We start from the raw sequence: 18,243 nt of genomic DNA, 5'->3' as shown, positions 1-18,243 counted from the left end.
CGGGCCGGGAACGGACAAGCGGCGCACGGTACGGCACCTCCGCGACCGCGATCAACGATCACGAGGAGCGTCCGTCATGTCCCGCGGTGCCCGGGGCCGTGTCCCGTCGCGGGGCGGCGGGGTGTCACCGGGCCAGATACCCGCCGTCCACCGGCAGGATCGCTCCCGTCACGAACGACGCCTCGTCCGAGGCCAGGAAGAGGATGGCCGCGGCCACCTCCTCCGGCGTGCCGAAGCGGCCCATCGGATGGGCCCTGACGATCTCGGAGAGGTACTCGGGGCCGCCCGGCTCCACGCGCGCGGCGGCCACCCGTTCCGTCTCGATGGTGCCCGGGGCCACCGCGTTCACCCGGATCCCGTGGTCCGCCCACTCCACCGCCAGGTGCTTGGTCAGACCGGTGGCCACGAACTTCGCCGGACCGTAGACCGCCTGCCGGGCCTGACCGGCGACGCCCGAGATCGACGAGGTGCACACAATGGCCCCGCCGCCCGAGACGAGCATCGCCTCGATCGCGTACTTGCAGGTCAGGAACATGCCCCGGCCGTCCACCGCCATCACCTCGTCGAAGTCCGCACCCTCCGCCTCCGTGATGTCGAGCAGCGGGATCACGCCCGCGTTCGCGACCAGGACGTCCAGCCATCCGAAGCGGTCGACGGCCGTCGCGACGATCCGCCGGGCGTCGTCCTCCTTCGACACGTCGCCGACCACCGGGACGACCCCTTCGAGGGTCGCGAGCCGGTCCGCGTCGATGTCGGCGGCGACCACGTGCGCCCCCTCGCGGAGGAACCGTTCCACCGTCGCGCGCCCGATTCCGCTCGCCGCGCCCGTGATCACGCACACCCGGTCCGCCAGCCGTCCCGCCACTTGATTCGCCATGCCTGGCCAACGAGCGCGCGAGGCCGGAGTGTCGGTGCCCGCCAGTAGGGTGGGGAGCATGGCAGACCCCTCCAGCTACCGCCCCAAGCCGGGTCAGATCCCCGACTCCCCGGGGGTCTACAAGTTCCGCGACGAGCACCGCCGGGTGATCTACGTGGGGAAGGCGAAGTCCCTGCGGCAGCGGCTGGCGAACTACTTCCAGCCGATCACGAGCCTGCACCCGCGCACGGCCACCATGGTGACCACCGCCGCCTCCGTGGAATGGACCGTCGTGTCGACCGAGGTCGAGGCGCTCCAGCTGGAGTACTCCTGGATCAAGGAGTACGACCCCCGGTTCAACGTCAAGTACCGGGACGACAAGAGCTACCCGTACCTCGCGGTGACCATGAACGAGGAGTACCCGCGCGTCCAGGTCCTGCGCGGCCACAAGAAGAAGGGCGTGCGCTACTTCGGGCCGTACGCGCACGCGTGGGCGATCCGCGAGACCGTCGACCTGATGCTGCGGGTCTTCCCGGTGCGGACCTGCTCCGCGGGCGTCTTCCGGAACGCCGCCTCGGCGGGCCGCCCCTGTCTCCTCGGCTACATCGGCAAGTGCTCGGCGCCCTGCGTCGGCCGGGTCACCCCGGAGGAGCACCGCGAACTCGCCGAGGAGTTCAGCGACTTCATGGCCGGCCGTACCGGTACGTACATCCGCCGGCTGGAGAAGCAGATGATGCTCGCCGCCGAGGACATGGAGTACGAGAGGGCGGCGCGGCTCCGCGACGACATAGAGGCGCTGCGCCGGGCCATGGAGAAGAGCGCGGTCGTGCTCGCCGACGCCACCGACGCCGACCTGATCGCCCTCGCCGAGGACGAGCTGGAGGCCGCCGTGCAGATCTTCCACGTCCGCGGCGGACGGGTCCGCGGCCAGCGCGGCTGGGTCACCGACAAGGTCGAGGCCGTCGACACCGCCGGGCTCGTCGAGCACGCCCTCCAGCAGCTGTACGGCGAGGAGACGGGGGACACGGTGCCCAAGGAGGTCCTGGTCCCCGCGCTCCCCGAGGACGCCGAGGCCGTCACGGCCTGGCTGTCGGGCCGCCGCGGGTCCAACGTCTCGCTGCGGATCCCGCAGCGCGGCGACAAGAAGGACCTCATGGAGACCGTCGCGCGCAACGCCCAGCAGTCGCTGGTCCTGCACAAGACGAAGCGCGCCAGCGATCTGACCACCCGATCCCGGGCCCTGGAGGAGATCGCCGAGGCCCTGGACCTGGACTCGGCGCCGCTGCGGATCGAGTGCTTCGACATCTCGCACCTCCAGGGCGAGGACGTGGTGGCCTCGATGGTGGTCTTCGAGGACGGGCTGCCCCGCAAGAGCGAGTACCGCCGCTTCCAGATCAAGGGCTTCGAGGGCCAGGACGACGTCCGGTCCATGCACGAGGTGATCGGCCGCCGCTTCAAGCGCTATCTCGCCGAGAAGGAGAAGACGGGGGAATGGGACCCCGACGGCGTCGTGGAGGACCCGGACGAGGCCGGGCGGCCCAAGCGCTTCGCGTACCCGCCGCAGCTCGTCGTGGTCGACGGCGGGCAGCCGCAGGTCGCCGCGGCCCGGCGGGCCCTCGACGAGCTGGGGATCGACGACATCGCGGTCTGCGGGCTCGCCAAGCGGCTGGAGGAGGTCTGGCTGCCCGGCGACGACGACCCGGTGGTGCTGCCCCGCTCCAGCGAGGGCCTGTATCTCCTCCAGCGGGTACGTGACACGGCTCACGACTTCGCCATCCGCTACCAGCGCTCCAAGCGCGCCAAACGCATCCGGACCAGCCCACTCGACGCCGTGCCCGGTCTCGGTGACACCCGGAAAATGGCGTTGATCAAGCATTTCGGCTCGGTGAAGCGGCTCCGGCAGGCGACAATCGAGCAGATCTGCGAGGTTCCGGGCATGGGCCGGAAGACCGCGGAGGCGGTCGTCGTGGCCCTCGCACAGGCGGCCCCGGCCGCACCCGCCGTGAACACGGCGACAGGAGAGATCATGGAAGACGACGGGGGCGGCACGGCATGACCGCGCACGAGCAGCACACGCACGAAGAGCACGACCGAGAAGACGGAGCAGGACACGTGAGTACGGGCACGAAGGAGACCCCCGGCGACAACGGCGCCGAGGCGGCCATTCCCGAGCTGGTGATCATCTCCGGCATGTCCGGGGCGGGCCGGTCCACCGCGGCGAAGTGCCTGGAGGACCTCGGCTGGTTCGTCGTGGACAATCTGCCGCCCGCGCTGATCCCCACCATGGTGGAGCTCGGCGCCCGCTCCCAGGGCAATGTCGCCCGGATCGCCGTCGTCGTGGACGTCCGCGGCCGGCAGTTCTTCGACAACCTCAGGGAGTCCCTCGCCGACCTGGACGCCAAGCAGGTCACCCGCCGGATCGTCTTCCTGGAGTCCTCCGACGACGCCCTCGTCCGGCGCTTCGAGTCCGTCCGCAGGCCGCACCCCCTCCAGGGCGACGGCCGCATCACCGACGGCATCGCCGCCGAGCGCGACCTGCTGCGCGAGCTGCGCGGCGACGCCGACCTGGTCATCGACACCTCCAGCCTGAACGTCCACGAGCTGCGCGCCAAGATGGACGCCCAGTTCGCCGGCGACGAGGAGCCCGAGCTGCGGGCCACCGTCATGTCCTTCGGGTTCAAGTACGGCCTCCCGGTCGACGCCGACCTCGTCGTCGACATGCGCTTCCTGCCGAACCCGCACTGGGTCCCCGAGCTGCGCCCCTTCACCGGCCTCAACGAGGAGGTGTCGAACTACGTCTACAACCAGCCCGGCGCCAAGGAGTTCCTCGACCGCTACACCGAGCTGCTCCAGCTGATCGCCGCGGGCTACCGCCGCGAGGGCAAGCGGTACGTGACCATCGCCGTGGGCTGCACCGGCGGCAAGCACCGCTCCGTGGCCACCGCCGAGCGGCTCGCCGCCCGTATCGCCGCCGAAGGGGTCGAGACCGTCGTCGTGCACCGGGACATGGGGCGCGAGTGAAGCCGTACCGCCGTCGTGCCTCCACCCTCTCGGTGCGGCGTACGCTCCGCAGGCGCGGCGCCCAGCCGAAGGTGGTCGCGCTGGGCGGCGGGATGGGCCTCTCGGCCTCCCTCGCCGCCCTCCGCCGGATCACCGGCGACCTCACCGCCGTCGTCACCGTCGCCGACGACGGGGGCTCCAGCGGCCGGCTCCGGGAGGAGCTGGGCGTCCTGCCCCCGGGCGATCTGCGCAAGGCGCTCGCCGCGCTCTGCGGCGACGACGACTGGGGCCAGACCTGGGCCCGGGTGATCCAGCACCGTTTCCAGTCCAAGGGCGAGATCAACGGCCACGCCGTCGGCAATCTGCTGATCGTCGCGCTCTGGGAGCAGCTCGGCGACCCCGTGCAGGCCCTCGACCTGGTGGGCCGGCTGCTCGGCGCCCAGGGCCGGGTGCTGCCCATGTCCGCCGTACCCCTGGAGCTCCAGGCCCTGGTGAAGGGCCATGACCCGGAGCGTCCCGACGACGTGGACACCGTCCGCGGTCAGGCGACCGTGGCCCTCACTCCCGGCGACGTGCAGTCCGTCCACCTGGTGCCGAACGACCCGCCGGCGGTGCCCGAGGCGGTCGAGGCGGTCCTGGACGCGGACTGGGTGGTCCTCGGCCCCGGCTCCTGGTTCTCCTCGGTGATCCCGCACCTTCTCGTGCCCCAGCTGCTCGACGCGCTGGCCGAGACGAAGGCCCGGAAGGTGCTCTCGCTGAACCTCGCGCCGCAGCCCGGAGAAACCGAAGGCTTCTCCCCGCAGCGTCATTTGGAGGTTTTGGGACGACACGCCCCTAAACTCGCCCTGGACGTGGTGCTGGCCGACGAGGCCGCCGTGCCCGACCGCGAGTCCCTCGCCGATGCCGCCAAGCGGCTCGGTGCCGCGGTCGAGCTGGCGCCGGTGGCCGGGCCCGACGGCTCCGCGAAGCATGACCCGGAGCTGTTGGCCGCCGCGTACGACCGTATTTTTCGGATGCATGGAAGGATCGGCCCATGGCGATGACGGCAGCGGTGAAGGACGAGATCTCCCGGCTTCCCGTCACCCGGACCTGCTGCAGGAAGGCAGAGGTCTCGTCGATCCTGCGGTTCGCGGGCGGGCTGCACCTGGTGAGCGGCCGCATCGTGATCGAGGCGGAGCTGGACACCGCGATGGCGGCCCGCCGCCTCAAGCGGGACATCCTGGAGATCTTCGGGCACAGCTCGGAGCTGATCGTGATGGCTCCCGGCGGACTGCGGCGCGGCTCGCGTTTCGTGGTGCGGGTGGTGGCCGGAGGCGACCAGCTGGCCCGGCAGACGGGTCTCGTGGACGGCAGAGGCCGTCCCATCCGGGGCCTCCCCCCGCAGGTGGTCTCCGGGGCGACCTGTGACGCGGAGGCGGCCTGGCGGGGCGCGTTCCTCGCGCACGGCTCGCTGACGGAGCCCGGCCGGTCCTCCTCCCTCGAGGTGACCTGCCCGGGTCCGGAGGCCGCGCTCGCCCTGGTCGGCGCGGCGCGCCGGCTCTCCATCGGGGCGAAGGCCCGCGAGGTGCGGGGGGTGGACCGGGTCGTCGTCCGTGACGGCGACGCGATCGGCGCCCTGCTCACCCGGCTCGGCGCACACGAGTCGGTGCTCGCCTGGGAGGAGCGGCGGATGCGGCGCGAGGTCCGCGCCACCGCCAACCGCCTGGCCAACTTCGACGACGCCAACCTGCGCCGCTCGGCCCGCGCCGCGGTCGCCGCGGGGGCCCGGGTGCAGCGTGCCCTGGAGATCCTCGGCGAAGAGGTGCCCGAGCACCTCGCCGCCGCCGGCCGCCTCCGGATGGAGCACAAGCAGGCCTCCCTGGAGGAGCTGGGCGCGCTCGCCGACCCGCCGCTGACGAAGGACGCGGTGGCCGGCCGGATCCGTCGGCTGCTCGCGATGGCGGACAAGAGGGCGCAGGACCTGGGCATTCCCGGGACCGAGTCCAATCTGACCGAGGAGTTGGACGACAGCCTCGTCGGATGATCCGTACGGAATCCTGAACTCCGGGCTGCCGGTGCCTTTCTGAGGCACCGGCAGCTTTTTCGTACACCCGCGAGGCACCCTTGACAGGCCCATGGGCGCCCATGAGCCTGGCGTCTGTTCACCTTCGTGACAGACGACAACAAGGGGGGCTCATGAGACGCAGAGCGAGATCGATCCTCGCAGCGGCTTCACTGTTGATCGCGGGCGTGGCGGCGGCGCCCGTCGCCGGAGCGCAGCCGAACGACCGGGACGGCGGTGACGGCCTCTCCGTATGGCGGGCCCAGGTCACCAAGGAGCAGGTTCCGCTGCTCCTCGAAGCCGGTGCCGACGCCCATGAACTCACCGAACAGGTGCCCGCGAAGGGCTCCGCCACGGTCGAGCTCTTCCTCACCGGCCGGCAGGCCGGTCAGCTGCGCGGCCAGGGCGTCGAGCTCGCCGAGCACCAGCTGACCGCCCAGGCCGAGAAGCGGGTGGCCGCCGCGGGCGACGGCGTCTTCCGCCCGTACGGGGGCCCGAACGGCCTGAAGCAGGAGATCCTGGACACCGCCCGGGCCAACCCCGGGATCACCAAGGTCGTCTCCATCGGCAAGACCCTCAAGGGCCAGGACATCCTCGCCCTCAAGGTCAGCAAGGGCGCCCAGCGCGCCAAGGACGGCTCGAAGCCCGCCACGCTGTACATGTCCAACCAGCACGCGCGCGAGTGGATCACCCCCGAGATGACCCGGCGGCTGCTCCACCACTACCTCGACGGGTACGGCAAGGACGAGCGGATCACCCGGATCGTCGACACCACCGAGCTGTGGTTCGTGCTCTCCGCCAACCCGGACGGCTACGACTTCACGCATGCCGACCCCGACAACCGGCAGTGGCGCAAGAACCTCCGCGACAACGACGGGGACGGTCGGATCGCCCCCGGTGACGGCGTCGACCTGAACCGCAACTTCGCCTACAAGTGGGGCTACGACAACGAGGGCTCGTCCCCCGACCCCGCCGACGAGACCTTCCGCGGCAAGGGCCCCATGTCGGAGCCCGAGACCAAGGCCCTCGACGCCTTCCAGAAGCGCATCGGCTTCGCGTACGGCATCAACTACCACTCGGCCGCCCAGCTCCTGCTGTACGGCGTGGGCTGGCAGGTCGCCACCGACACCCCCGACGACGTGGCCCTCAAGGCCCTCGCCGGCACCCCGCAGAACTCGGCCGTGCCCGGCTACCGGCCGCAGGTCTCCTCGGAGCTCTACATCACCAACGGCGAGGCGGACGGACACGCCGCCAACGTCAACGGGACGCAGATGTTCACCCCGGAGATGTCGACCTGTGCCACCGCCTCCCGGGTCGACCCGAACGACGCCTGGAACCCGGCCGACTGCGCCTCCGTCTTCACCTTCCCGGACGACGAGAAGCTGATCCAGGCCGAGTTCGCCAAGAACATCCCCTTCGCGCTCGCCGTCGCCGAGACCGCGGCCCACCCGGACCGGCCCGTCTCCCCGGTCGGCATCGAGGCCCCCGACTTCACCCCGAAGACCTTCGCCACCTCCTACGCCCGCGGCGGGGAGCAGGAGATCGCCGTCACCGCGCGCAAGTCCCTGCGCGGCAAGACCCTGAAGTACCGGATCAACGGCGGTCGCACCCACAGCGAGGAGCTCGACGCCTGGAAGGGCGGCGAGACCTTCGGAGGCGAGGACAACCTCTACTTCGACGAGTACCGCGCCGAGGTCGAGGACGCCCGGCCCGGCGACTCCGTCGAGGTCTGGTTCACCGCCCGCACCCGCGAGGGCCGGGCCACCGCCTCCGCCCCCTTCACCTACAAGGTCGCCGAGCGGCCCCGCGGCGACGTGCTCGTCCTCGCCGACGAGGGCGGCACCACCGCCGCCCGGCACACCGCCGCCTATGTGAAGGCGCTCGCCGACAACGGCCGCAAGGCCGCCGTCTGGGACGTCGCCACCCAGGGCACCCCGGACGCCCTCGGCGTGCTCTCCCACTTCCGTACGGTCGTCTGGTACACCGGCGCCGAGCGGCCCTCCGGAGCCACCCAGCTCGCCGTCCGCGCCTACCTCAACGACGGCGGCAAGCTGATCAACGCCGGCGAGAAGTCCGGCGGCCTCACCCGGGTCGGCCTGGCCGAGACCAACGACTTCGCCCAGTACTACCTCGGCGCCTACCACCGCGCGGGCCTCAAGAACCCGCCCGCCTTCGCCGGCACCGGAGCCTTCGCGGGCATCGGCGCGGGCCTCGGCGCCGCCGCCGACAACCCGCTGGACAACGCCGGCGCGTACACCGTCACCTCGGACACGCTGAAGGCGAAGGACTTCCCGCAGTTCGCGAGCAGCGCCTCCGCCGGCGACTACCCGGGCATCCGCACCCCCTTCGAGCCCGCCGAGGGCGCGACCTTCGCGGCCGTCAAGCACGCCGACGACACCTGGGCCCGGCTCAGCAGGACCGTCGACCTCACCGGTGTCGCGGCCGCGGCCGCACCGCGCCTGGACTTCCAGGTCAGCTACGACACCGAGCCCGGCTACGACAACCTCGTCGTCGAGGCCCACACCGTCGGCCAGGACGACTGGACGACCCTGCCCGACCTCAACGGCGGCACCTCCGCCGAGCCCCCCGCCGACTGCGGCGAGGGCTACTACGTCCGCGGCCACCCCTTCCTCGCCCACTACCTCACCGTCGGCGAGGACGGCTGCGCCGCCACCGGCACCACCGGCTCCTGGAACGCCTTCACCGGCCCCTCCAACGGCTGGCGGCAGGCCTCCGTCGACCTGAGCGCCTGGGCGGGCAGGAAGGTCGAGCTCTCGATCTCCTACGTCTCCGACCCCGGCACGGGAGAGACGGGCGCCTTCGTCGACGACACCCGCCTCGTCACCGCGACCACCACCGAGGCGGAGGGCTTCGAGACCGCCTTCGGCGCCTGGACCGTGCCGGGCGCGCCCGCCGGCAGCCCCGGCAACGGCTCCGACTGGACGCGCTCCGCGGCCCTCTTCCACTCCCAGGCCGCGGTCACCACCCGCGACACCGTCCTCCTCGGCTACGGCCTGGAGCACGTGCCCGGCGCGACCGAGCGGGCACGCCTCGTCGGCCGCGCCCTCGGGGTGCTCCGCCGCTGACGGAGAGTAGTGGGGACAAAGGTCCCACGACGGCCCGTACCCGTTGGTAGGTACGGGCCGTCGGCCGTTTTACCTCACTTTCCGGGCTCGTACGGATGCGGCCGATGTCACTCGGGGCCCCCTGTGGGGGTAGGGTCGTAAGCGGTCGGGGACATCCCAAAAAACAAAAATCTCGCCGGCGTCGAGCACACCGGCGTACCTAACGAGGAGATCGGTTCGTGACGATCCGCGTAGGCATCAACGGCTTTGGCCGCATCGGCCGGAACTACTTCCGCGCGCTCCTTGAGCAGGGTGCTGACATCGAGATCGTGGCTGTCAACGATCTGGGTGACACCGCGACCACGGCACACCTGCTGAAGTACGACACCATCCTGGGCCGCCTCAAGGCCGAGGTGACCCACACCGCCGACACCATCACGGTCGACGGCCACACCATCAAGGTGCTCTCCGAGCGCAACCCGGCCGACATCCCCTGGGGTGAGCTGGGCGTCGACATCGTCATCGAGTCGACCGGCATCTTCACCAAGAAGGCCGACGCCGAGAAGCACATCGCCGGCGGCGCCAAGAAGGTCCTCATCTCGGCTCCGGCCAGCGACGAGGACATCACCATCGTCATGGGCGTCAACCAGGACAAGTACGACGCGGCGCAGCACCACGTCATCTCGAACGCGTCCTGCACCACCAACTGTGTCGCGCCGATGGCCAAGGTTCTCGACGAGAACTTCGGCATCGTCAAGGGCCTGATGACCACGGTCCACGCGTACACGAACGACCAGCGCATCCTGGACTTCCCGCACAAGGACCTGCGTCGCGCCCGCGCCGCTGCGGAGAACATCATCCCGACCACGACCGGTGCCGCCAAGGCCACCGCCCTGGTCCTCCCGCAGCTCAAGGGCAAGCTGGACGGCATCGCCATGCGCGTCCCGGTCCCGACCGGCTCCGCCACCGACCTGGTCGTCACGCTCGACCGCGAGGTGACGAAGGACGAGGTCAACGCCGCGTTCAAGAAGGCCGCCGACGACGGCGACCTCAAGGGCATCCTGTACTACACCGAGGACCCCATCGTGTCCTCGGACATCGTGAGTGACCCGGCCTCCTGCACCTTCGACGCCTCCCTGACCATGGTCCAGGACGGCAACACGGTGAAGATCCTGGGTTGGTACGACAACGAGTGGGGCTACTCCAACCGTCTCGTCGACCTCACCGTCTTCGTCGGCGGCCAGCTCTAAGCTTCAGGGCGGGCTTTCGATGTGAGCAGGGCTCGGGCAGCGCAACGCCGCGCTGTGCGAGCCCTGTTTGTGTGCTCCACCGCGTACCAAGGAGTCTGTGACAGATGAAGACGATCGACGAGCTTCTCGCCGAAGGCGTCTCCGGCAAGCGGGTGTTCGTCCGCGCCGATCTCAACGTGCCGCTCGACGGCACCACCATCACCGACGACGGCCGCATCCGCGCCGTCGTTCCCACGGTCAAGGCGCTCGCCGACGCGGGTGCCCGCGTCGTGGTCGCCTCGCACCTGGGCCGCCCGAAGGGCGCCCCGGACCCGGCGTTCTCGCTCGCCCCGGCCGCCGCGCGGCTCGGCGAGCTCCTCGGCGCCGAGGTGGCCTTCGCGACGGACACGGTCGGCGACTCCGCCACCGCCACCGTCGCGGGCCTCGCCGACGGCGGGGTCGCCGTGATCGAGAACCTGCGGTTCAACGCCGGCGAGACCTCCAAGGACGACGCCGAGCGCGGCGCGTTCGCGGACAGGCTGGCCGCCCTCGCCGACGTCTACGTCGGCGACGGCTTCGGCGCCGTGCACCGCAAGCACGCCTCGGTCTTCGACCTCCCGGCGCGCCTGCCGCACGCCGCGGGCTACCTCATCGCCACCGAGGTCGGCGTCCTGAAGAAGCTCACCGAGGACGTCAGGCGGCCGTACGTGGTCGCACTCGGCGGCGCCAAGGTCTCCGACAAGCTCGGCGTGATCGACCACCTCCTGGAGAAGGCCGACCGCATCCTCATCGGCGGCGGCATGGCGTACACCTTCCTCAAGGCCCAGGGCCACGAGGTCGGCATCTCGCTTCTCCAGAAGGACCAGATCCCGGCGGTCCAGGAGTACCTGGACCGCGCCAAGGAGCGCGGCGTGGAGTTCGTCCTCCCCGTCGACGTCCTGGTCTCGCCCGAGTTCCCGGACCTCAAGACCAAGGCTCCCGCCAACCCGACCACGGTCGCCGCGGACGCCATCCCGGCGGACGAGGAGGGCCTGGACATCGGTCCGGAGACCCGTAAGCTCTACGCCTCGAAGCTCGCCGACGCCGGAACCGTTTTCTGGAACGGTCCGATGGGCGTCTTCGAGCACCCTGACTACGCCGAGGGCACCAAGGCCGTCGCCCAGGCGCTCGTCGACTCCCCGGCCTTCACGGTCGTCGGTGGTGGCGACTCCGCCGCCGCCGTCCGCATCCTGGGCTTCGACGAGAAGGCATTCGGCCACATTTCGACCGGCGGCGGCGCCTCCCTCGAGTACCTCGAGGGCAAGACGCTTCCCGGCCTCGCCGCACTGGAGGACTGAACCTTTCATGAGCAGCACCCGCACCCCGCTGATGGCGGGGAACTGGAAGATGAACCTCAACCACCTCGAGGCCATCGCCCACGTCCAGAAGCTCGCCTTCGCCCTGACCGACAAGGACTACGACGCCTGTGAGGTCGCGGTCCTGGTCCCCTTCACCGATCTGCGGTCCGTCCAGACCCTGATCGACGGCGACAAGCTCAAGATCAAGTACGGCGCCCAGGACATCTCGGCGCACGACTCCGGTGCCTACACCGGCGAGATCTCGGGCCTGATGCTGTCCAAGCTGAAGTGCGCCTACGTGGCCGTCGGCCACTCCGAGCGCCGGCAGTACCACGCCGAGAACGACGAGGTCTGCAACGCCAAGGTGAAGGCCGCCTTCAAGCACGGCGTGACCCCGATCCTCTGCGTCGGCGAGGGCCTGGACATCCGCAAGGCCGGCAACCAGGTCGAGTACACCCTCGCCCAGCTCGACGGCGGCCTGAAGGACGTCCCCGCCGAGCAGGCGGAGACGATCGTGATCGCCTACGAGCCGGTGTGGGCCATCGGCACCGGCGAGGTCGCCACCCCGGACGACGCCCAGGAGGTCTGCGGGGCGATCCGCGGCCGCCTCGCGGAGCTGTACTCGCAGGAGCTGGCCGACAAGGTCCGCATCCAGTACGGCGGCTCGGTCAAGTCCGGCAACGTCGGCGCGATCATGGCGCAGCCGGACGTCGACGGCGCCCTCGTGGGCGGCGCGGCCCTGGACGCCGACGAGTTCGTCAAGATCGTCCGCTTCCGCGACCAGTGAGTATGCGGTAGCGGAGTTACGTCGTACCCTTGCGGGGGTCGGGCAGGTGCCCGGCCCCCGTCCGTATAAGTCCGAGGAAGTTGGTCCAGCCGTGGTTATGGGGTTCTCGATCGCCCTCATCGTCTTCAGCGGGCTGCTGATGCTGCTCGTGCTGATGCACAAGGGGAAGGGTGGCGGCCTCTCCGACATGTTCGGTGGCGGAATGCAGTCTTCCGTCGGTGGGTCCTCGGTCGCCGAGCGCAACCTGGACCGGATCACCGTCGTGGTCGGTCTGCTCTGGTTCGCCTGCATTGTCGTACTTGGTCTGCTGATGAAGTTGGACGGGTAACTCCAATCACTGGACGCGCGTTGGGCCTTACGTAGACTGGGGCATCTTCGAGCACCATCACGCAGGGAGTTACGACCGTGGCAAGTGGCAACGCGATCCGGGGAAGCCGGGTCGGAGCGGGGCCGATGGGCGAGGCCGAGCGGGGCGAATCGGCGCCGCGCGCCCGCATCTCCTTCTGGTGCTCGAACGGGCACGAGACGCAGCCGAGCTTCGCCAGCGACGCGGCGATCCCGGAGACCTGGGACTGCCCACGCTGCGGCTTCCCGGCGGGCCAGGACCGGGACAACCCGCCGGACCCGCCGCGCACGGAGCCGTACAAGACCCACCTCGCCTATGTGCGTGAGCGGCGCAGCGACGCCGACGGCGAGGCGATCCTCGCCGAGGCGCTGGCCAAACTGCGCGGCGAGATCTGACAACGGTGTGACGGTGTGACGAACGGGCCTTGCCCGCGAACTCGGTTCGCGGGCAAGGCCCGTTCGTGCGTCCGTGCGCGGAAGTCCCGTTGTCGGTGGCATCCCCTACCGTCGGTCGGAGACGGACCACGAGGTCCGACGGGACGCGGGGGAGAGGGACCGTATGACGACGACGACGGCGCCGGCCGGCGTCAAGGCCGTGCCCACCTGGCGGGGTGGCTTCGGGAGACTCTGGACGGCCGCCGTCGTCTCCCGGTTCGGCGACTCGCTGCGCACCGCCGCGCTGCCCCTGCTCGCCGCCTCGCTCACCGACGACCCCCTCCTCATCGCCTCCGTCACCGCCTGCGGCTTCCTGCCCTGGCTGCTCTTCGGACTCCTCGGCGGAGCCGTCGCCGACCGCGTCGACCAACGGCGCGCCATGTGGGTGGTCGACCTCGTACGGGGCGGCCTCATGGCCGCGTTCGCCGTCGCCGTCGCGCTCGGACACGCGGGCATAGCCCTGCTGCTCGTCCTCGCCTTCGCCCTCACCACCCTGCAGACCCTCTTCGACAACGCGGCCACGGCACTGCTGCCCGCCCTCGTGCCCACCGAGGCCCTGGCCGCGGCCAACGCCCGCCTGATGACCGGACAGCAGTTCGCCGGCGGACTGCTCGCCGCACCCGTGGTGCCCGCCCTGCTGCTCGCCGGGCCCGCCGTGCCGTACGCGGCCGACGCCGCCACCTACATCCTCGCCGCGCTCCTCATCGCCTCCCTGCGGACCGGAGCGCCCGAGCGGCCGCCCCGGCCGGCCGGGTCCACCCTCCGCGCCGAGATGGCCGAGGGGATCGCCGTCCTGCGCGGCGACCGGTCCCTGTGGTGGCTCTGCGCGGCCACCACCCTCTGCAACATCGGCATGGGCGCCCTGATCGCCACCCTCGTCGTCCTCGTCACCGACGGCCTCCACGCCGGGAACACCGGATACGCGGCCACGATCACCGGCTTCGCCGTCGGAGGTGTCGCCGGAGGCTTCCTCGCCCGGCGGATCGCCGAACGGACCGGACGCGTACGCGCGGTGTTCCTCGCCGGGACCGTCCAGACCGGCTGTCTCGTCCTGCTCGGGACGGTGCCCGTCCTCGGGGTGTCGATCGGCGCCATGGCGGTGTTCGGCTTCATGGGGACGGTGTGGAACGTCCAGCAGACGACCCTCATGCAGGAACGTGCCCCCGAGGGCATGCTCGGCCGCATCGCCGCGGCCTTCCGCACCCTCGCCGTCGCGGGTGCCCCGCTCGGGGCGCTGCTCGGCGGAGCCGCGGCCGCCGGCTGGGGACCGCACACACCCGCCCTCCTCGCGGCGGCGCTGTTCGCGCTCGCCGTCGCGTCGTTGGCCCCTCTGATCAATTAGGTTGGAGACGCAGCGGGGCAGACAAGCAGTACGAGAAGAAGTGGGCGATGTCCGAGATGAACAACGAAGGCCGCACCAGGCTCAACCGGCTGCCCGAGTGGGCGGCCCTCGGCAAGCACCGTGAGCAGCTGGGCGAGACCCATCTGCGTGACCTGTTCGCCGCCGAGCCGGAGCGTGGCACCGGCTACGCCCTGCGCGTCGGCGACCTCTACCTGGACTACTCCAAGCACCTCGTCACCGACGAGACGCTGACCCTGCTGCGCGAACTGGCCGCCGCCACCGGCGTCGCCGAGCTGCGCGACGCCATGTTCCGCGGCGAGAAGATCAACACCACCGAGGACCGGGCGGTCCTCCACACCGCGCTGCGCGCGCCCCGCGGGGCCGTGATCGAGGTCGACGGGGAGAACGTCGTCCCCGGCGTGCACGCCGTCCTCGACAAGATGGGCGCGTTCGCCGACAAGGTCCGCGCGGGCGAGTGGACCGGCCACACCGGCAAGCCGGTCAAGAACATCGTCAACATCGGCATCGGCGGCTCCGACCTCGGCCCCGCCATGGCCTACGAGGTCCTGCGCTCCTTCACCCAGCGGGACCTGACGCTCCGTTTCGTCTCCAACGTCGACGGCGCCGACCTGCACGAGGCCGTCCGCGACCTCGACCCGGCCGAGACGCTGTTCATCGTCGCCTCGAAGACCTTCACCACCATCGAGACGATCACCAACGCCACCTCCGCGCGGAACTGGCTCCTCACCGGTCTGAAGGCCGACCAGGACGCCGTCGCCAAGCACTTCGTGGCCCTCTCGACCAACGCCGAGAAGGTCGAGGAGTTCGGCATCGACACGGCGAACATGTTCGAGTTCTGGGACTGGGTCGGCGGCCGCTACTCCTACGACTCCGCCATCGGCCTCTCCCTGATGATCGCGATCGGCCCGGAGCGCTTCCGCGAGATGCTCGACGGCTTCCACCTCGTCGACGAGCACTTCCGCACCGCCCCGCCCGAGGAGAACGCGCCGCTGCTGCTCGGTCTCCTCGGCGTCTGGTACGGCGCCTTCTTCGACGCCCAGTCGCACGCCGTCCTGCCGTACTCCCACTACCTGTCCAAGTTCACCGCCTACCTCCAGCAGCTCGACATGGAGTCCAACGGCAAGTCGGTGGACCGCGAGGGCAACCGGGTCGACTGGCAGACCGGACCGGTCGTCTGGGGCACCCCGGGCACCAACGGGCAGCACGCGTACTACCAGTTGATCCACCAGGGCACCAAGGTCATCCCGGCCGACTTCATCGGCTTCGCCCGGCCGGTCGCCGATCTGCTGCCCGGTCTCGTCGCCCAGCACGACCTGCTCATGGCGAACTTCTTCGCCCAGACCCAGGCCCTCGCCTTCGGCAAGACCCCCGAGGAGGTACGGGCCGAGGGCGTCCCCGAGGAGCTCGTCCCGCACAAGACCTTCCAGGGGAACCACCCCACGACGACGATCCTCGCGGACGAACTCACCCCGTCCGTCCTCGGCCAGCTCATCGCGCTGTACGAGCACAAGGTCTTCGTCCAGGGCGCCGTCTGGAACATCGACTCCTTCGACCAGTGGGGCGTCGAACTCGGCAAGGTCCTCGCCAAGCGGATCGAGCCGGTCCTGACCGACGGCGAGGGCGCCGGCGAGCCGCTCGACAGCTCCACCGCCGGTCTGGTCTCCGCCTACCGCTCGCTGCGCGGACGGTAGGACCATGACGGGGGAGAACGCGATACGACTGCGACCGCCCAGGAACGCCGTGGACGAGCGGGCCGTCGCCTGGTGGCGGAGCCGGCTCCTGACGACCACCGCCGTACCGGTGGTGGTCCTCGGAGTCCTCGGCGCCCTCATCGGGCCCGCCCGGTTCTGGCTGCTGGCCGCGGCCACGGCCGTGGCGGCCCTGGGCCTCGCCTGTACCGCGTTCTTCCCCGCCTGGTGGTTCCGGGTCCACCGCTGGGAGGTCACCGAGGACGCCGTCTACGTCCGCACGGGGGCCTTCTGGCAGGAGTGGCGGATCGCCCCGATGTCCCGGATCCAGACCGTCGACACCTCGCGCGGCCCGCTGGAGCAGCTCTTCCGGCTCGCCACCGTCACCGTGACCACCGCCTCCTCCAAGGGCGCCCTCCGGATCGCGGGCCTCGACCACGAGCTGGCCGCCGACCTCGCCGAACGGCTGACCGCCATCACCCAGGACACCCCCGGGGACGCCACATGAGCGTGGACCGCGCCGAGAAGGTGGACCAGGAGACCGACTGGCTGCAACTCGATCCCCGGACCGTCCTCGTCCGTGTCGTCCTCTTCTCCGGCGTCCTCGCCGGAGCCGCGCTGCCCACCGCGTTCGGCCTGGCCGGCTCACGGCCCCTGTGGCAGGCCTTCGCGTGGGTCGCCACGGGCGTCGCCCTCGCCCTCGCCGTCGACATCGTCGCCGAGACCGTCCGCTTCCGCCGCACCCGTTACCGCGTCGGCCGCGAGCGCGTCGAACTCCACACCGGACTCCTCGTCGTCCAGCGCCGCTCGCTCACCCGCGAGCGCATCCGCAGCGCCGACCTCACCGCCAACCCCCTTCAGCGCGTCTTCGGCCTCGTCAAGGTCCGGATCGGCACCGGCGAACACACCTCGGGCGGCGAGTCCACCCTCGAACTCGACCTGGTCACCCGGGCCGAGGGCGAGCGGCTCCGGCACGAACTGCTCGCCCGCGCCGCCGTCACCGCCGCCGAGGACCCGGTCCACGACCCCACCCTGGCCGTCCTCGACCCGCGCTGGATCCGTTACGCCCCCGTCTCCTTCCTCGCCCCCGCCCTCGGTGGCGCGGCGGCCGGCGCCGTCATGCAGGTCAGCGAGTGGTTCGGCGCACAGGGGAAGGTCATCGACTGGATAGGCGACCGCTTCCGGGACGTCTCCGTCACCTGGATCATCGTGGACCTGATCCTCCTCGCCACCGTCGCCGGTGCCGTCGGCGCCCTCGGCCTCTGGGTCGAGATGTGGTGGAACTACCGTCTGGAGCGTGAGCCGGGCGGCACCGTGCGGGTCTCCCGCGGCCTCTTCACCGCCCGGTCGGTCTCCCTGGAGGAGCGCAGACTGCGGGGGATCGAGCTGGTCGAGCCGCTCGGCGTCCGGCTGTGCGGGGCCGCCCGCGTCGACGCCGTCGCCACCGGTCTCACCGAGAGCGGCGACGACCGGCACACCGACCTCAAGACCCTGCTGCCGGCCGTGGAGCGGGCCGTCGCCGACCGGGTCGCCGCCCAGGTCCTGCGCGAGCCGGAGCCGCCCACCGGGGCGCCCCTCGCCGTCCATCCGCGCGCCGCCCGTACCCGCAGGGTGGGCTGGGCGCTGTGGAGCGTCCTCGTGCCCGTGGCGGTCCTCGCCCTCCTCGGGCTGCTCCTCACCCCGGTCCTGCTCTACGTGGCGGCCGGCTGCGTGGTCGTCCTCACCCCGGTCGCCGTGCTGTTCGCCCTCGACGCCTACCGGAGCCTCGGACACGGCGTCAGCGGCGCCTACCTCGTCACCCGTTCGGGTACGGTCCGGCGTGCCACGGTCGCCCTGCAGCGCTCCGGCGTCATCGGCTGGACCGTCAAGCAGTCGTACTTCCAGCGGCGCGCCGGCGTCCTCACCCTGACCGCCACCACGGCGGCCGGAGCGGGGGCTTACGACATCCGCGACGTGGGCCGGACCCAGGGCCTGACCTTCGCCGCCGGGGCCGTACCGGACCTGCTCACGCCCTTTCTCGAACCCGTGCCCACGCGGGACACGCAGACCACGCGGGACGAGCGGGACACGCAGGAGGCCCGGCCCACCGAAAGGTGA

15 protein-coding genes are annotated in these 18,243 nt (G+C 71.1%); 14 read left to right on the top strand and 1 reads right to left on the bottom strand.

The annotated features are described in order from the left end of the window. Positions 1 to 124 precede the first annotated feature (124 nt). Positions 125 to 877 (bottom strand): SDR family NAD(P)-dependent oxidoreductase, encoded by a 753-nt coding sequence (locus IE311_RS05875; RefSeq protein ID WP_189830489.1) that lies wholly within the window; start codon positions 875 to 877, stop codon positions 125 to 127. Positions 878 to 935: 58 nt separating this feature from the next. Between IE311_RS05875 and uvrC the strand changes: the two genes are divergently transcribed. The 14 genes from uvrC to IE311_RS05805 all read left to right on the top strand — a co-directional run bounded on the left by uvrC (position 936) and on the right by IE311_RS05805 (position 18,243). Beyond that, entirely contained in the window at positions 936 to 2,912 is a 1,977-nt protein-coding gene (gene uvrC, locus IE311_RS05870; RefSeq protein ID WP_189830488.1) for an excinuclease ABC subunit UvrC, read from the top strand. Next, positions 2,909 to 3,877: an RNase adapter RapZ gene (rapZ, locus tag IE311_RS05865; RefSeq protein WP_189830487.1), complete on the top strand. Its 969-nt coding sequence runs from the start codon at positions 2,909 to 2,911 to the stop codon at positions 3,875 to 3,877. Before uvrC ends, rapZ begins: the two co-directional genes overlap by 4 nt. Continuing rightward, positions 3,874 to 4,899 (top strand): gluconeogenesis factor YvcK family protein, encoded by a 1,026-nt coding sequence (locus tag IE311_RS05860; protein ID WP_189830486.1) that lies wholly within the window; start codon positions 3,874 to 3,876, stop codon positions 4,897 to 4,899. The genes rapZ and IE311_RS05860 overlap by 4 nt, the downstream gene beginning before the upstream one ends. Continuing rightward, entirely contained in the window at positions 4,890 to 5,879 is a 990-nt protein-coding gene (gene whiA / locus IE311_RS05855) for a DNA-binding protein WhiA (protein WP_073806627.1), read from the top strand. The genes IE311_RS05860 and whiA overlap by 10 nt, the downstream gene beginning before the upstream one ends. A 152-nt stretch (positions 5,880 to 6,031) precedes the next feature. Next, a complete protein-coding gene (locus tag IE311_RS05850) occupies positions 6,032 to 8,983 on the top strand; it encodes a M14 family metallopeptidase (protein ID WP_189830485.1) in 2,952 nt (983 codons plus the stop codon). Between the two features lie 218 nt (positions 8,984 to 9,201). Beyond that, positions 9,202 to 10,212 carry a type I glyceraldehyde-3-phosphate dehydrogenase gene (gene gap / locus IE311_RS05845; protein WP_189830484.1) on the top strand — a complete coding sequence of 337 codons (1,011 nt, stop codon included), beginning with the start codon at positions 9,202 to 9,204 and terminating at the stop codon, positions 10,210 to 10,212. A 104-nt stretch (positions 10,213 to 10,316) separates the two neighbouring features. After that, entirely contained in the window at positions 10,317 to 11,528 is a 1,212-nt protein-coding gene (locus IE311_RS05840) for a phosphoglycerate kinase (RefSeq protein WP_189830483.1), read from the top strand. Positions 11,529 to 11,535: 7 nt separating this feature from the next. Next, complete coding sequence (gene tpiA, locus IE311_RS05835; RefSeq protein ID WP_030322488.1) at positions 11,536 to 12,315, top strand: triose-phosphate isomerase; 780 nt, start codon at positions 11,536 to 11,538, stop codon at positions 12,313 to 12,315. Between the two features lie 97 nt (positions 12,316 to 12,412). Further along, complete coding sequence (gene secG / locus IE311_RS05830; RefSeq protein WP_017238647.1) at positions 12,413 to 12,643, top strand: preprotein translocase subunit SecG; 231 nt, start codon at positions 12,413 to 12,415, stop codon at positions 12,641 to 12,643. A gap of 77 nt (positions 12,644 to 12,720) precedes the next feature. Beyond that, positions 12,721 to 13,056, top strand: coding sequence for an RNA polymerase-binding protein RbpA (locus tag IE311_RS05825; protein ID WP_071891222.1), 336 nt, complete (start codon positions 12,721 to 12,723; stop codon positions 13,054 to 13,056). Positions 13,057 to 13,219: 163 nt separating this feature from the next. Beyond that, positions 13,220 to 14,437, top strand: coding sequence for an MFS transporter (locus tag IE311_RS05820; RefSeq protein ID WP_189830482.1), 1,218 nt, complete (start codon positions 13,220 to 13,222; stop codon positions 14,435 to 14,437). Between the two features lie 56 nt (positions 14,438 to 14,493). After that, positions 14,494 to 16,149: a glucose-6-phosphate isomerase gene (gene pgi / locus IE311_RS05815; protein ID WP_189830724.1), complete on the top strand. Its 1,656-nt coding sequence runs from the start codon at positions 14,494 to 14,496 to the stop codon at positions 16,147 to 16,149. A gap of 4 nt (positions 16,150 to 16,153) precedes the next feature. Then, the gene (locus IE311_RS05810) at positions 16,154 to 16,654 is read left to right on the top strand and encodes a PH domain-containing protein (RefSeq protein ID WP_189830481.1); all 501 of its coding nucleotides are present in this window, start codon (positions 16,154 to 16,156) and stop codon (positions 16,652 to 16,654) included. Further along, on the top strand, positions 16,651 to 18,243 hold the full coding sequence (locus IE311_RS05805; RefSeq protein ID WP_189830480.1) for a PH domain-containing protein: 1,593 nt from the start codon (positions 16,651 to 16,653) through the stop codon (positions 18,241 to 18,243). Before IE311_RS05810 ends, IE311_RS05805 begins: the two co-directional genes overlap by 4 nt.

The sequence above is a fragment of the Streptomyces zaomyceticus genome, assembly GCF_014656215.1.
Classification (GTDB): domain Bacteria; phylum Actinomycetota; class Actinomycetes; order Streptomycetales; family Streptomycetaceae; genus Streptomyces; species Streptomyces zaomyceticus.
The sequence above is the reverse complement of the archived record's forward strand: the minus strand, read 5'-3'. Positions and strand labels throughout refer to the sequence as shown.